A 16323-nucleotide genomic window follows, 5' to 3' on the forward strand; every position below is an offset into this window, starting at 1 on the left:
GGCGTACTTTTTTTTATTCAAGGATTGAATATGACCGTTGCCATAAAAAAGCAGCTGGATGAAAGCCTGCGCGATGCGCAGTTGGCGCTCTACCTGAACAAGGCTGTGTCCGATAAGAGTCCGACCGGGACGGTGCGGCTCAAGACGGCCCAGGACCTTTACGAATACTGGCTACTGGACGTGCTGGTCAGCCAGGACGTGCCCACCACGCCTGTGGCCTGCGCCATTGCCAGCCTTCAGCAATACATCAATCGCATCCTGATGAACATGGAGCCCGGCTTTGATCGGGCAAGCATCACGCCCGAGTCCATGCAAACGTGGCGCAACGAGATGCACCAGTATCCCCTTTGGGCAGCTCATCAAAAGCTGCTTTATTTCCCCGCAAGTTACCTGGACCCCGTCCTGAGAAATAACAAAAGCGACAATTTTCAGCAGTTGGAAAACGACCTCAACCAGAGCCGGATCCAGCCCGATGCGGTTCAGTCGGCGGTCATGGCCTACCTGACCCGATTCGAAGAAGTCGCCAATCTGAATGTTCTCAATGGCTACATCGACGGCGAGGACTTTGCCAACAGCACCTACTATTTCATTGCCAAATCACGGTCCGAGAATACTTATTTCTGGCGCTCGCTGGACATGGCACAACGCCCGCTGGACGGTCCGCCACCACGGCCCCCGGCCATCGCCACCAAACGAGACCAGCCGGATCCGTTTGCCTGGTCGGACTGGAAAAAAGCCGATGTTCCGATCCCCGAAAGCGCGGTCGAACACTCGATTCGTCCTGTCTGGTTCAACAATCGCCTGTTCGTGACCTGGGCAGAATGCATACAACAGGATCCAAAGGCCTTCAGCATGGATTCCGCTCCTGCCTCCGCCGGGCGAACAGGCACCAGCCATCCACTTTTGCGCTTGAGCTTTTGCTTCAAAAAGCCGGATGGGAAATGGAGCACGCCGCGAATCGGCCTGCAAGGTTACTGCGAGGACAAAACGCTCTGTGGCCAGGACCTGGACGCCATTAAAGCTTCAATAGGTACTGCAGCTGAACAACGCAACGATGCACTGTTTATCGCCCTGTCTGCACGAGGCCCCAAAACCGAATCCCCCCCTGGGGTCGGTAACGACTTTGCGTTCATCAGAACGATTTGTATCGACAGTAATCTTGCCACTACTCGCCCAGCCATCACCGGGAAAGGGCTCATAGACGTTGTCAACCAACGCATTCAAACCAGAAGAAGTTCCGAAATCCGAATCACTGAAGCTTCCCTCCCGACGGGCATGAGCACTGTCATGTCGGATTTTGAAAGCCAGCAGGATCGAATAAGCATCAGATCGAACAATGGCCGGACCGCCTCCACGCTGACGCTACGCATGACCGCAGCCGTCGATTTCAAAGGGATGGAATTATATACAAGGGCTGAAAACATCAGGTTGAGACTTGCAACCAGTCCCAATCGACTCCCAAGACTTCAACTCACTTTGGTACTTCCTGCCCGCAGCCTGCCAGGGGCGCCCTACGTGGCACTGGAGGCGGGCTCCAGCCTTACATTAACCAGTCACACCTCGTTATCTTCTAACCTACCCCACACAATATCGATCGACCGCATGGTCGATGTACTCAAAGACTCTGAACATTCGCCCGGTATCACACTGCAGACAAACAAAGACCTTCAGGGAAAGATGTTTTCCACAGAAGCAGTACGCTACCTGATTAACGAAAGTAGACGCGGAAATGACAGCTCAATTGCCGGAACGCTAAAAAATCTGACGATACAAGCCGGCAACGCCGCAGCGCTCGACCTTGGTCAGGCAGTCGTCAATACTGATGAACCGCTCAATGTTCAATATGTGATCTTTCGTCAGCCAACCACCTCGGCAACTCAACCACTGTCGTATGAAAACCTGACGGTGGTAGCGCAGTCCAGCCCCGCGCCCAGGCTGACGGAGTTCTTCGAGTTCACTTGGCACAGCAAGGAACTCAGCCAAGACGGTGATACATTTTTTTGTGGGGTTGCCTTTGTCTACCCCAGTGAACCGGAAAAGAAACGCTACTCCGCCCTTAAAGCCATCAAGCTGGACTGTATTGCTACGCACGTTCAAGCCCCAAGCATTACCCACTCATCGACCACTGGCCTGGGTACCAGCCAATTTGTCGATTTTACCCATAGCGCCATCAGCGACAGCGATTCAGCGGGCCAACTGCGCCAACCGATCAGGTTGAACACCACCTTCGCCGCAGAACTGATTCGTCGTACGGAGAACGGGCTGGATGAGCTGTTCGACTGGACGACACAAAACCTGCCAGAGCCCGCCCTACCAAACGCTACCCACAACACAATGGACTTCCACGGTCCTTACGGTCGTTACTTCACCGAACTATTCCTCTTCGTGCCATGGCTGGTCGCCCATCGCTTGAACGCCGAACAGCGCTACGAGGAAGCCGAACGCTGGTTGCGCCGTCTCTTTGACCCAGATCGCGGCCAGGAAACCTGCTGGAGGGCCGTTCCTTTACTCGATAGCCCCACGCCTTCGTATGCCGACCAGGCGCCCCACGACCCTCATCAGATCGCGCTCAGCCATCCGGTGCACTTTCGCAAGGCGCTGTACTTCCTGTACCTCGACATCCTGGTCAATCGAGGCGACGCTGCTTACCGCACACTGACCCCTGACGGCTTCAGCGAGGCAAAGCTGTGGTATGTGCGGGTGCTGGACCTATTGGGACCACGCCCGACCGTTCAATCGGTCGATCATTGGATAAGCCTCAGCCTGCAAACGCTGAGTGAAACCACCAGTGAGGACTTACGTACCTTTGAACGATCACTCGCCCGCTCCCTGCCCTCACTGCCCGTTCGTGAAGGCTCTTTGCATGCCTCCTTGCCAACCATCGACAGCCCGCATTTGCGTCTGCCATTCCACCCGCAGTTGCTCCAGTGCTGGGACATTGCCCAAAGCCGCCTGTACAACTTGCGGCACAACCTCGACATCGCCGGCAAGCCGCTGCACCTGCCGGTATTTGCAACACCGCTGGACCCTCGCGCGTTGCTCAGTACCCCTGTACTGAATACTTCAGACAATACAGCTCGAGGGTTGCCGAACGCAGCGATCCCGCACTTTCGGTTCTCGCTCACGCACAGCCAGGCGCTGAGTGCAGTGGAAAGCCTCAGCCAGTTTGGTGCCTCGCTGTTGTCGCTGATCGAACGCAAGGAACAGACCCAGTTACAGGAGCTGCAGCAACAACAAGCATGGGACCTGGCGAAAATCTCGATCGACCTGCAACGCCAGATCTTGAACGTTGACCGTCAGAACCTCCAGGCGCTGCTGGCCAGCAAGGCGATCGTCCAGGACCGGATCAACCACTACCAGCAATTACTGGACAAGGGCATCAGTGACGCCGAGGCGCAGGCCTGCCAGCTGTACTTGAGCAGCGGCGCCGCCGAGCTATCGGCATCGGCCTCCCAGGTCATGGCTGGCAGCCTGATGATGATTCCGAACGTCTTTGGTTTCAGCAGCGGTGGCGCTCGCTGGGAAGGTGCCACGCATGCTGCCAGCGCACTCGCCCAAGGCACCGCTATCGACGATCGCACGGTGGCGGCCCATCTCGACCGCACGGCTCAGTTCAATCGTCGCAGGGAGGAATGGACCCTGATGCGTGGCCAAGCACAACTCGAACTGGCGCAGATCGACGCCCAGCTGGCGCACTTCAACGAGCAGCAAACCGCCACGCGCCTGCAATTGCGCCTGGCGGAAGCCGCCCTGAGCCAAGCCAAGACCCACTACGACTTTCTCAGCACGCGTTTCACAAAGACGCAACTGTATCAATGGCTCAACAGCCGGTTCGCGCAGTTCTACCGCCAGGCCTACGACACGACGCTCGCCCTGTGCCTAGCCGCCGAGACTTGCTGGCAATACGAAATTGCCGACTTTGACAGGCGATTCATTCAGCCCGGCGCATGGAATACCACCTATCGAGGGCTTGGAGCAGGCGAGCAATTGAAACTCAGCCTGTTGAACATGCAGGCCGAATATCGGCGTCGTAGCGAGCGAGAGCTGGAGATCCGCAAGACGATTTCTCTGCGTCAATTGAAGGACCAGACCCCAACCTCGACGATCAACAAACCATGGCCGGACATGCATGCCGACCTGAGGAATGGCCAATGCGAGTTCGAGCTGCCCCACGAACTGTTCGAGGAGGATTACAAGGATCAGAACCACTGCTTGCGGCGGATCAGAACCATCAGCGTTTCCTTACCGGCCATCGTCGGTCCTTATGAAAACATCCGGGCCACGCTGACTCAGACCTCCAGCAAAGTGTTCATGCCCCCTGATAACCCGGTCCGGGTCATGGAGGGTCGGCGCGCCAACCAACAGATCGCCCTTTCCACGGGTGTCGACGACAACGGCCTGTTCACCCTGAACTTCAACGATGAACGCTACCTGCCGTTCGAATACACCGGCGCTGTCTCCACGTGGCAACTGACTTTCCCCAATCCTCGAGCACAAAAAGACCTGTTGGAATCGTTGACCGACGTCATCGTGCACGTGAGCTATACGGCCAGGGCCGCCGGAGGTGCGCGATGAACGAGCAATCCGCATTACCCATTACCGCGCCGGCCCTGCCCAAGGGTGGCGGGGCCATCCAGAGCATCGGCAAACGGTGGGGAAACGTCGGCGCCCACGGCACCGCGTCCTATGAAATTGCCTTGCCGATTTCGCCAGGACGCGGCTTTGCTCCGTCCTTGTCGTTAAGTTACGACAGCTGCGCCGGCAACAGCGTGTTCGGTATCGGTTGGGGGCTGTCGTTACCCAGCGTGGCACGACGCACTAGCAAGGGCGTACCGGCCTATGCCGAGGACGACGAGATCGTCGGCCCCAACGGTGTGGTCTGGTTACCCGAGCGCGACGCAAACGGCGCTATTCATTCAACCCTCATCGATCGCTACAACACGCTGGTGCTGGGCACGACCTACACAGTGACGCGCCACTTTCCAAGAATCGAAAGCAGCTTCGACCGAATTGAACATTGGTCGTCGAACAACGACAAACCAGGTTTCTGGCTCGTGCACGGCGCCGATGGCAGCCTCCATCTGTTCGGAAAAAATCCCCAATCGCGACGGGCCGATCCCCAGCAAGCAAGCCACGTAGGTGAATGGCTACTGGAAGAAAGCCTGAATGCTCACGGCGAGCACATTCTTTATCAGTACACGGGGGATACAACGGCCCAACGCTATTTGAGCCACGTGCGCTATGGCAATTTCAAGGCCGATGCCGACCTCTACCTATTTAAAACGAGTCAGCCCACACCGGTGCAATGGCACTTCGAATTGGTGTTCGACTATGGCGAACGAAGTACCGGGTACGACCAGCAACCGCACTATGAAGGTCAACGATGGCAACCCCGTAGCGATGCGTTTTCCACCTTCGTCTACGGGTTTGAACTACGCACCGAGCGCCTGTGCCGCCAGGTATTGATGTTCCATTGTTTTCCCGAGGAACTGGGCTCCGCCCCCGTTCTCGTGCGACGCCTGCTGCTTGATTACCGCCAGACATCCCTGGGCTATCACCTCCTGAGCGCGGCCCATGACCAGGCATACGACGCCCGGGCAACTGCGCAGAACCGCCCCCCCGTTGAATTCAGCTACAGCCCGTTCAACCACTCCCCAGACAGCCGCACCTGGCAACGTTTCCAGGACATGCCGGGGCTCAGCGGTGTCCAGGGGTTTCAACTGGTGGATTTGTACGGTGAAGGCTTGCCCGGTGTGCTTTATCAGAGCGACACAGGCTGGTATTACCGCGAACCCATTCGGGCCAAAGCCAAGACGAATGAAGTGACTTACGACCAGTGGCAAGCGCTGCCCCAGATCCCCGTCTGCGATACGACAAAACCGCTGCACCAGGCCTTGAGCGACCTCACCGGCGATGGTCGGCTGGACTGGGTCATAGCCCAACCGGGGCTCAACGGTTTTTTTTCCCTCGGTGCTGATCGAAGCTGGTCGGACTTCGCGACGTTTCACGCGTTCCCTGCAGAATTTTTCCATCCACAAGGGCAACTGGCCGACCTGATGGGCGAAGGCCTCAGCGACCTGGCCTTGATAGGCCCACGCAGCATTCGCCTGTATGCCCATCAACGCGAACGCGGGTTTGCGCAGGCTGAAGAAGTCCCTCACGATGACGATGACTTGCCGGTATTCACCGCGTCACCCTCCGAGCTGGTGGCGTTCAGTGATCTGCTCGGCAGCGGCCAGCAGCATCTGGTGCGCATTCGTCACAACGAAGTGAAGTGTTGGCCGAACCTGGGACGCGGACATTTCGGCAAAGGCATCGTGTTGGATTTTCCGGGCCTTGCCCACCAGGCCTTCGACGCCTCGCGTATCCGCCTTGCGGACCTGGACGGCTCCGGCGCCACCGACCTGATCTACCTGCAGGCGGATCAGGCGCTGATCTTCATGAACCGCTGCGGCAACGGCTTTGCGCCTGCGGTTGCGCTGCCCTGGCCGCAAGGCCTGCGCTACGACCCCTTATGCCAGGTGAACATCGCCGACCTGCAAGGGCTCGGCTGCTCCAGCCTGATACTGAGCGTGCCGTACCTGACCCCAGCGCAACATTGGCGCTACGACTTTGTGGGTGAAAAACCGTATCTGCTGACCGACACCAACAACAACATGGGCGCCGCCCATAGCATCACCTACCGCAGCTCGGCCCAGGAATGGTTGGACGAAAAGGCCGCAAGAGTAAAAGCTGGCGCCCCTCTTGCCTGTCATCTGCCGTTGCCCCTGTACCTGGTGTCGCGCCAGACCCAGGTGGATGAGGTCACCGGTAATTGCCTGACGCTGAGATTCTCCTATCGCCGGGGTTATTACGATGGCATCGAACGAGAATTTCGCGGCTTCGGCTTGCTGCTGCAAACCGACAACGAAGCCCATCCCGACGATGCTGACACACCAGGCTTCACAGCACCCTGCCTGAAAAAAAGCTGGTTTCATACCGGACAGTCGATGGACATGGCCCGAACCGGATATCACGACGCTGACCGGGAAGCCGTGGCACTGGGCAAGGCGTTACTGTGCCAATACGATGCCGACAGCAATAGCGACGTACTGATTGATCCGCCAGACGCCGCGACCACGCTTGAAATGTGCCGCGCCCTGAGTGGTCGTTTATTGCGCAGCGAGACCTACGCAAGGGGTAAACGCCGGACGTTGTATTCGGTCCAGGAAAAACGTTACCAGGTACGTTTGCTACAAGCTCCCGACGGTGATCGCCGTTATGCGCGCCTGCTGCCATTGCTGCTTGAGTCCATCAACTTCCAGTACGACGGCCTGAGCGACGACCCGCAGTGCCAGCACACCCTCAACTTGCAGCATGACCGCTATGGCGCACTGACTCACAGCGTGAGCGTCCATTACGCTCGACGCAAAACCGCCAGCGATACCCCGCCCTTCAGCGACGCGGATCAACAACAATGGTGGCGAGACGCTCATGACCCGGCACAACAGTCCTACTACCTGAGCGAAACCCGCGCCGAATTCATTCACCTGCAAACACCCCAAGCGTGGCGGCTGGGCCTGCCTTATCGCCAGCGCACCCAGGCGCTGCAATGTCCCAAGGCCCCCGAGACGGGTGGGCTGGCGCCGCAGGACATCACGTTCGAGACCCTCGGCAAACGCGTGAAGCAAACAAGCTGGACGGAGCAGGGCGTGCTGACCGGCCTGACCGTGCAACGTTACAAAAACGCTTCGAGCGCAGCCACCCTGGCGGATGGCACCGCAGACTTCCAGGCCCTGCCCGACCATCTGGAAACGGCCGAACTGGACGAAACCGCCCTCAGGGCTTTCCGTCTGTTGCCCCAGGAAACACGCCCCAAGGGACGCATGCTCGAACGGAATCACTATCACCGCATGGCCGATTTTCTTCCTGTGAGCAGCTCCCCCATACGACTCTGGTCAGTCAAGAGCGGCTTCGCGACCTATGCCCAACGGGAAGGTTTCTACAAAATCCGAACCTTCCAGCCGAGCGAAAGCCATGGCGTGATCGAAATCAGCCACGACCGCCACCACTGTGTGATCACCCGCGTCCAACAACCGGATGGCTGTGCCACCGAGACGACCCATGATTACCGCTCACTCCAGCCCCGACGCATCACCGACCCCAACGGCAACGTCCAGGAAGGCCTGATCGATGCGTTTGGCCAAGTATTGGCCACCTCTTTTTATGGTAACGAGCAGCACACGCCCAGGGGTTTCAAACCGCTTGCTCAATTCAAACAGCCATCGTTCAGCAGCCCGACAGAAGCCATCAACCAAAGCAAGGCAGCTCTGCAGGACGCCGCCACGGCCCTCTATCACGCGCCCTTCAGTTGGATGGGTTGCGTCTCGACGCCAGCCCTGGCGGACGCCGACTGGCTGGCGCGTTGCGTAAGCAACGGCGACCTGCTCCCGGCCGGGCATATCTGCGCGTCGGCTCGCGTCCGGTTGTCGCAGCTTCAGGCTCTCTCTGCCGACGAACTCAAGTTGAAAAAACAACTCGACGCCTCGACACGTGAACCCGTGCACATCGCCACACTGGTCGCCGACCGCTACCCCGATGACGATCAGAAACAGATCCGCATCGCCGTCACCTGCTTCGATGGCTTCGGACGAACATTGCAAAGCAAGCAACTCGTCGAACCGGGCCAAGCCTACGTCGTCGACGCCAAAGGCGACCTGACGCTGACGAATGGAACGCCCAAGGAGCAGATCGCAGAAAAGCGCTGGCGTGTCAGCGAACGGGTGGAATACAACAGCAAGGGCTTGGCGGTGCGCATCTACCGCCCTTACTTCGCCGATCAACATCGCTACCTCAACGATGTGTCCCTGCGTCAATTCGGTCATTGCGACCAGCAGTTCTACGACGCCCTCGGTCGCCCCACCCTCACGTACCTGGCCAGGCATGCCGGCCTCTCCTACATGCGCCGACACACCCGCCACCCTTGGTACACCGTGGACGAGGACGAAAATGACACGCTGCAAGAAGTCATGTCCGAACACCTCGCCACGAACGGAGGTGATGCATGAACGCACGCCTTCATCACAAGACGCCCACCCTCAACGCCATCGACAGCCGTGGCCTGCCCGTGCGGCAAATCGCATACTACCGGCGCGACGTTCAGGAACCCTCCCAGGCGCGCATTGCCCAGCAAATCTTCGACGCGGCGGGACGACAGGTTGCGCAGCGCGACCCTCGGCTGTTTGCCAAGGCTACGGAAGGGGTGAACCTGCAGACTGTCTACAGTATGTCCGGCAAGACGCTGTTGCTCGACAACATCGATGCCGGGTGGCGCCTGTACTTGCCTGGCGATGCCGGGCAGATATCGCATTGCTGGGATCAGCGGGGCACCTATCGGCGAACCACCTACGACACGCAACTGCGCATGACTGCCATCCATGAGCAAGCGGCAGGCGAGATGCCGCGCCGGGTCGAATGCCTGCACTACGGCGACAGCTCACCGGCATCCGCGCTGCATAACCGGTGCGGTGCGCTGATCCGTCACGACGACAGCGCCGGCACCCTGTTGATCCATGAGTATGCGCTCTGCGCCAAGCCCCTCAGCCAGACCAGGCACTTGCTGGCCGAGGCCGAACGACCGGACTGGCCAGCGGATGAGAAAGACCGTGATCGCCTGCTTGAAGAAGGCGACGGCTACACGACGAGGTGGCGCTACAACGCGCTCACCGAGATTATTCAGCAGACCGATGCCGCCCGGCACCAGCAGCGCTATTCGTTCAATGTCGCAGGCCAGCTCAAGTCTGTGGGGCTGCAAACAAGAAACGCGACCACCGAAAAGCTCATCGTGAACCATATCGCCTACAACGCGTGCGGTCAGATCGAATCCCAGACGACCGGCAACGGTGTCATCAGCCGTGCCGTGTTCGATCCAGCCAACGGAAGATTGACCGCCCTGCGCACATCGCTGGCTGCCAGCACCTTGCAGGACCTGCGCTACACCTATGACCCTGTGGGTAACGTGACGCACATCGTGGACAAGGCCCAACCGGTGCAGTTCGGCAATAACCAGCGGGTCGAAGCCAGCAGCGCATTCACTTACGACAGCCTTTATCAATTGATCAGCGCGACGGGGCGCGAGGCCGCTGGTCTGATCAGCCCGCCGGACCTTCCCGCCCTCGGTCACATACCCATCGACTCCGGGCAACTGTTCAACTTCACCGAACACTACGCGTACGACGCTGGCGGCAACTTGACTGAACTGCGCCATCGTCGCGACGGCAATCACTACACCCGAACCTTGAACGTGGCCGCCGCGAGCAATCGCCTGCGTTCCTGGAACAAAGGCCACTCAGCGTCCGAGGTGGCGCTGGACTTCGATGCCAACGGCAACCAACAGGCGCTTTCTCCGGGCCAGGCGCTGACCTGGAACCTGCGTAATCAGCTCGACAGCGTGGTGTTGGTCCGGCGTGAAAATGCCTCCGATGACATCGAGCGCTATTGCTACGACAGCGGCGGTCAACGCGTACGCAAGATCCAGGTAACCCAGGGCGCGACGAGGGTCCACACCCGGGAAGTCCGTTATCTGCCAGGCCTTGAAATTCGCACTCGGCCTAACGAACGCCTGGAAGTCATTACCCTGCAAGCGGGTCGCTGCAGCATGCGATATCTGCTTTGGTCCGAGGGCCGACCATCCGCCCTCGCCGCCAACCCACTGCGCTACAGCTTTGGCGAACATCTGGGCTCAAGCTCACTGGAACTGGACGATCAGGGCAACCTGGTCAGCCAGGAAAGTTATCTGCCTTATGGCGCAACCGCTTGGGCCGCGTCCCGCTCGGCCGTCGAAGCCGACTACCGGACCCTTCGCTACTCCGGCAAGGAGCGCGACGCCAGTGGCTTGTATTACTACGGGCAGCGCTACTACGCGCCGTGGCTGCAGCGCTGGATCAGCCCCGATCCGGCGGGAGCGGTCGATGGGTTGAACCTGTATTGCATGGTGGGGAATAACCCGATGAGGTATGTCGATCACCAAGGGTTGATAATCTCCGATGCCCAAGGCGTGGAGATCGACCCTGTCGAATGGACGAAACAGGATGGGGGGGCACGTTCGAAAAAAATGATGGCGCCGCCCCCTCCAAAACCGAAGAAGGGCAAGCAAGCCCCCGAAAAAGATCCCGATGCCAGCCCCAGCTTTAGCAAGACAAAACGCAAGGAGCTTGTCGTTCACTCCTATGGCGTTATCAAGGACCGCACGGGCGACAACGACACGGCCATCATGGAGCATTTCAATCTTGCTGCGCCAAAATCCGGCCCAACGGGATATCGCGGGGTAGACCCGAATTATGATGGCTCCGCTACCAGCGAAAGGTTCTACCTGAACTTCGGAAGCTACAGGATCAGCCAGACTGCTGATTACCTGGAGAACTTGGCCGATAATTACCGCGACAGGAAAAACGACCCAATCTATCAGTTTCAAGTAGATGCTGATGCGCTGAAGTTCGACCCAACGCTAAGCAGAACAATCGACGACCTGTATGAGCTCCAGGATCCAACCCGAAGTTTCATCGCCAAGCATATCGAAGCTTGCGATGGGATCATTCCCATACGAGCTGGAGGACCAGGGGCTCATGGGGAGGTCGGTGTACTGAACTCGGTTGTTGCGCTCTATCCCGGACAAGCTGAAAGAGTGCTTTCAGATACGACGCTGTTCACCGAAAAGTTGACGGGTAGCCAGACGCAACCGCAGCCATTTATCGCCTGTTTCAACTGCAGCGCCATCATTCCTCAAAACGTCAGCATCTCAACGGGCCGCCAGCTTAGGAATCAGCGTTTGTACAATTTTCACGTAGCGCAGATCAATAAAGCTCAGCGTTGGTAAACACCAACCGGTTGCCAAACGGATCGACCACCGCCATGTCCTGGCTACCCCAGGGCATGGCCTGGATCTGTGGACGGGCGTAGCGGTATTGCTTGGCCAGCAATTGCTGCTGGAACGCTTCCAATTCATCGGTCTCGATCCGCAGCGCCGAACCCGGTGTGCAATCGCCATGGTGCTCGGACAGGTGCAGCACACAGTCGCCGCGGGAGACTTGCAGGTACAGCGGGAAGTCGTCACCGAAGCGATGTTGCCAGTCGACGGTAAAGCCCAGGAAGTCGACATAAAACGCCAACGCCTTGGCTTCATCGAAGATCCTCAGGATCGGAGTGGTTTTACCGAAGCTCATGGGTTGCTCCCTGGCTGAAAAGACCCAGTTTAGCTGGGTTGAACCTAATGCTTCGGCCTTGGGTTCCGCTTCTTTAATGTCGCAGTGCCATTATTGTGACGTCAATTAACCCGATTACAGCTGCTTGCACGCCATCAAATACTATCCGGTGGACTGAATCCCCGGCTCAGATCGCCTTCGCGCGCCAGGAACCGCCCTTCCCTGCGTCCATTCGCCTGGCCCTCGTCATAACTCAAGACACCGTTGACCCACACCCCATCGATGCCCTCGGCGGCCCGTTGCGGCGCGTTGAAATCCGCCACGTCGCGAATCGTCTGTGGATTGAACAACACCAGGTCCGCCCAATGGCCTTCACGAATTTCACCCCGTTGCTTGAGGCCAAAGCGCGCCGCTGAAAGACCGGTCATTTTGTGCACGGCGGTGTGCAACGGAAAAAGCCCGACATCACGACTGAAATGTCCCAGTACCCGTGGGAAAGCCCCCCACAAGCGCGGATGGGGAAACGGGTCTTCAGGCAAACCGTCGGAGCCGACCATGGACAACGGATGGGCGAGGATCCGTCGTACATCGCCTTCATCCATGCCGTAGTACACCGCACCGGCCGGTTGCAGGCGCTGCGCCGCGTCCAGCAGCGACACGTCCCATTCGTTGGCGATGTCGGCCAGGTCGCGACCGCCCATGTGCGGATGCGGTGTCGACCAGGTGATGGTGATGCGATGGGCATCGGTCACCTGCTTGAGATCCAGGGTCGAAGAGCTGGCCGCATAGGGGTAGCAATCACAGCCGACCGGGTGGGTTTTTGCCGCGTTTTCCAGCGCCGCGAGCACCTGCGGACTGCGTCCCCAATTACCGGCACCCGCGCATTTGAGATGGGAAATAATCACTGGGCTTTGGGCGTGTCGGCCAATCTGGAAGGCCTCGTCCATGGCTTCGAGCACCGGTTCGAATTCGCTGCGCAGGTGGGTGGTGTAGACCGCACCGAACGCGACCAACTCTTCGCTCAGTTGCATGACTTCGTCGGTGGACGCCGAAAACGCGTTGGCGTAGGCCAGGCCGGTGGACAAACCCAGCGCTCCGGCCTCCAGGCTTTCGCGCAATTGCCGACGCATGGCGGCGATTTCTCCCACCGAGGCGGTGCGCAACAAATCGTCCATGTGATTGCTGCGCAGCGCCGTGTGGCCCACCAATGCCGCGACGTTGACCGCTGGCGTGACGGCCTCCACCGCCGTCCGATAATCAGCGAAGCGTGGGTAAGCGAACGCTCGGGCCGTGCCGAGCAGGTTCATCGGGTCCGGCGGATCGCCACGCAGGCTCACTGGCGAAGCGCTGATGCCGCAGTTGCCGACGATGACCGTGGTCACGCCCTGGCTGAGCTTGGGCAGCATCTGCGGTTGGCGGATGACCACCGTGTCGTCGTGGGTGTGGACATCGATGAAGCCTGGCGCGAGCACGCGGCCGGCGGCGTCGATGTCTTCCACTGCCCGGGCATCGTGCAAGTCGCCGATGCGTTCGATGCGACCGGCGCGAATGGCGATGTCGGCGCGGTAACCAGGCGTGTCGCTGCCATCGATGACCAGCGCATTGCGGATAAGCGTGTCGTACAGCATGTCAGTCTCCCAGCGGCAAGTGATCGTCGCCACCGCGGTAATCGTCCAGGGCGAGTTTGACTCGCCGCAGGCGCTCTTGATTGTCTTCGGGGTGGGCCAGCGCCAGCTCGGTGGCGAGCACGTCGATGGCCAGCAGCATGCCGTAGCGTGCCGCCGTGGGTTTATAGATGAACGAGGTTTCGGCGCCTTGCAGGGGCAACACGCAGTCGGCCAATTGAGCCAGTGGCGAGTCGGCGCGGGTGATGGCCAGGATCGCCGCGCCGTAGCTGCGGGCCAGTTCCACCGCGCTCAACAGCTCCGGCGTGATACCGGTCAGTGAACAGGCGATGACCAGATGTTGGTCGCTCAACGAGGTGGCGGTGATGCGCATCATCACCGGGTCGCGGCAGGCGGCAATCGGATAGCCGAACCGCACCAGGCGCACCTGCAATTCCTCACCGCACAGCGCCGACCAGCCACCGAGGCCGAACGCATGGATCATCCGCGCCTTGCCGATCATCCGCACCGCATCGCCGAACCGCGACTCTTCGAACGCCGACAAATGCTGGCGCAGGGTCGCTTCGATATCGCCGACGATCTGTCCATAAAACGCCGATTGCTCCGGCGCGCCCGCCGGGTCGAGGAAGCGGCTGCCGACACCGCTGGCCTGGGCCAGTTGCAGGCGCAAGTCCCGCAGGTCACGACAGCCGACGGTACGGGCGAAGCGCGACAGGGTGGCGCTGCTGACTTCCGCCCGCTGGGCCAGTTCATCGAGGCTGGCAGAAGCGGCAAAGCCTACGTCGTCGAGCATCAGCCGGGCGATTCTGCCTTCGCCGGCGCTGAAGGAATCCTGACGGGAGCGGATCTGGTAGAGGATGTCCATGGCGGCTCCTGTTGGGTGGCGTTGCGCTCAAAGCAAGCGTGAAAGCCCTAGGGTCAAGGCGAACGCGACCACGGAGATCAGCGTTTCGAGCACGGTCCAGGTCTTGAAGGTTTGCGTGACGGTCATATTGAAGTATTCCTTGATCAGCCAGAAGCCGCCGTCGTTGACGTGGGAAAAGATAACCGACCCGGCGCCGGTCGCCAGCACCAACAGTTCGGGATGGGGATAACCCAGGCCAATCGCCACGGGCGCGACGATGCCCGAGGCCGTGCTCATTGCCACGGTGGCTGACCCTGTGGCGACGCGCATCAGTGCGGCGAACAGCCAGCCCATGACCAGCGGTGACAGCTGGAATTCCTGGGCCAGGCCGACGATCTGTTGCGTGACCCCGGCGTCCACCAGGATCCGGTTCAAGCCGCCGCCTGCCCCTACCAGCAAAGTGATGCTGGCGGTCGGTGCCAGGCATTCGTTGGTGAACTTGAGGATCGACTCACGGTTGAAGCCCTGGGCCAGGCCGAGGGTCCAGAAACTGAGGATGGTCGCCAGCAGCAGGGCAATCACCGAGTTGCCGATGAACAGCAGGAACTGGTTGAAACCGCTGCCCGGCGTGGAGATCAGGTTGGCCCAGCCGCCGATCAGCATCAGGATCACCGGCAGGAGAATGGTCCCCAGGGTCACGCCGAAACCCGGCAGGTTGGCGCGCGGCTCACGGTCGAGGAATTGTCGCTCCAGCGGGTTCTCGGCCGGTAGCTGGATGCGCGGCACGATGAATTTGGCGTAAAGGGGGCCGGCGATGATCGCGGTGGGAATGCCGATCAGGATCGCGTACAGCAAGGTCTGCCCCACCGAAGCCTGGAATGCCTGCACCGCCAGCATCGCCGCCGGATGCGGCGGCACCAGCGCATGCACCACCGAAAGCCCGGCGACCATCGGCAGCCCCACCATCAGGATCGACACGCCCACACGCCGGGCGATGGTAAAGGCGATGGGCACCAGCAGCACAAAACCGACTTCGAAGAACAACGGCAGCCCGACCAGAAACGCGATGCACACCATTGCCCAATGAGCGTTGCGCTCGCCGAAGCGCTCGATCAACGTCTGCGCCATGCGCTCGGCCCCGCCAGACTCGGCCATCATTTTGCCGAGCATCGTGCCCAAGGCCACCACCAGCGCAATGTGCCCCAGCGTCTTGCCGACACCCGCCTCGTACGCCCCCACCACGCCCGAGGGCGGCATCCCGGCCAGCAGCGCCAGGCCAATGGACACCAGGGTAATCACAATGAACGGATTAAGCCGATAACGAGCGATCAGAACGATCAGCGCAATGATCGCGATGGCCGCGTAGACCAGTAGCCAATAACCGAAAGCAGGGGCCATGCGTTACTCCTCGAATGGGGTCACGTCGATGTGTTGTGAAACTCATAAATCATTTCGACGGAGAATCTTCAAACCCACTGAAAGTAATTTTCGCGCACAGATAAAATTTGTCGCTGACGGACATCGCGACACGGCGCTGATGAAAATTCAGCGCAAGACTTTCATCGCCCCTTGTGGCCAGGGGATTGATCCGCTCGACACAGACGGCTGGCCGCACCGCGTTCAATTCCGTACCATTCGCACCTGTTTTTGCACCACTCTCCGGCAGCCGACTCTC

The 16323-nt window shown here is 59.6% G+C and carries 7 protein-coding genes; 3 read left to right on the top strand and 4 right to left on the bottom strand.

What is annotated here, in order from left to right; genetic code table 11:
* Positions 1–30 precede the first annotated feature (30 nt).
* From AC09SL_RS27895 to AC09SL_RS27905, 3 genes are read left to right on the top strand one after another with little or no spacing between them, the layout of a single operon-like run.
* On the top strand, positions 31–4575 hold the full coding sequence (locus AC09SL_RS27895) for a Tc toxin subunit A-related protein (protein WP_058542069.1): 4545 nt from the start codon (positions 31–33) through the stop codon (positions 4573–4575).
* Positions 4572–9047 (top strand): SpvB/TcaC N-terminal domain-containing protein, encoded by a 4476-nt coding sequence (locus tag AC09SL_RS27900; protein ID WP_058542070.1) that lies wholly within the window; start codon positions 4572–4574, stop codon positions 9045–9047. Before AC09SL_RS27895 ends, AC09SL_RS27900 begins: the two co-directional genes overlap by 4 nt.
* Positions 9044–11854 carry an RHS repeat-associated core domain-containing protein gene (locus tag AC09SL_RS27905; protein WP_058542071.1) on the top strand — a complete coding sequence of 937 codons (2811 nt, stop codon included), beginning with the start codon at positions 9044–9046 and terminating at the stop codon, positions 11852–11854. The genes AC09SL_RS27900 and AC09SL_RS27905 overlap by 4 nt, the downstream gene beginning before the upstream one ends.
* Here the strand turns inward: AC09SL_RS27905 and AC09SL_RS27910 are convergent.
* The 4 genes from AC09SL_RS27910 to AC09SL_RS27925 form a co-directional block, all read right to left on the bottom strand.
* Complete coding sequence (locus AC09SL_RS27910) at positions 11832–12200, bottom strand: glyoxalase superfamily protein (RefSeq protein ID WP_058542072.1); 369 nt, start codon at positions 12198–12200, stop codon at positions 11832–11834. The genes AC09SL_RS27905 and AC09SL_RS27910 overlap by 23 nt on opposite strands.
* Before the next feature lie 134 nt (positions 12201–12334).
* Positions 12335–13807 (bottom strand): D-aminoacylase, encoded by a 1473-nt coding sequence (locus AC09SL_RS27915; protein ID WP_058542073.1) that lies wholly within the window; start codon positions 13805–13807, stop codon positions 12335–12337.
* A 1-nt stretch (position 13808) separates the two neighbouring features.
* Positions 13809–14669, bottom strand: a complete 861-nt coding sequence (locus AC09SL_RS27920; RefSeq protein WP_018613046.1) for a MurR/RpiR family transcriptional regulator — start codon at positions 14667–14669, stop codon at positions 13809–13811.
* A gap of 27 nt (positions 14670–14696) precedes the next feature.
* Positions 14697–16046, bottom strand: coding sequence for a GntT/GntP/DsdX family permease (locus AC09SL_RS27925; RefSeq protein ID WP_058542074.1), 1350 nt, complete (start codon positions 16044–16046; stop codon positions 14697–14699).
* Positions 16047–16323 lie beyond the last annotated feature (277 nt).

The organism is Pseudomonas sp. PF05, assembly GCF_056521845.1.

Bases quoted from the DNA above. Each gene is read 5' to 3' on its own strand.
- AC09SL_RS27895 (WP_058542069.1), top strand. From the start codon at position 31: ATGACCGTTGCCATAAAAAAGCAGCTGGATGAAAGCCTGCGCGATGCG.
- AC09SL_RS27900 (WP_058542070.1), top strand. From the start codon at position 4,572: ATGAACGAGCAATCCGCATTACCCATTACCGCGCCGGCCCTGCCCAAG.
- AC09SL_RS27905 (WP_058542071.1), top strand. From the start codon at position 9,044: ATGAACGCACGCCTTCATCACAAGACGCCCACCCTCAACGCCATCGAC.
- AC09SL_RS27910 (WP_058542072.1), bottom strand. From the start codon at position 12,200: ATGAGCTTCGGTAAAACCACTCCGATCCTGAGGATCTTCGATGAAGCC.
- AC09SL_RS27915 (WP_058542073.1), bottom strand. From the start codon at position 13,807: ATGCTGTACGACACGCTTATCCGCAATGCGCTGGTCATCGATGGCAGC.
- AC09SL_RS27920 (WP_018613046.1), bottom strand. From the start codon at position 14,669: ATGGACATCCTCTACCAGATCCGCTCCCGTCAGGATTCCTTCAGCGCC.
- AC09SL_RS27925 (WP_058542074.1), bottom strand. From the start codon at position 16,046: ATGGCCCCTGCTTTCGGTTATTGGCTACTGGTCTACGCGGCCATCGCG.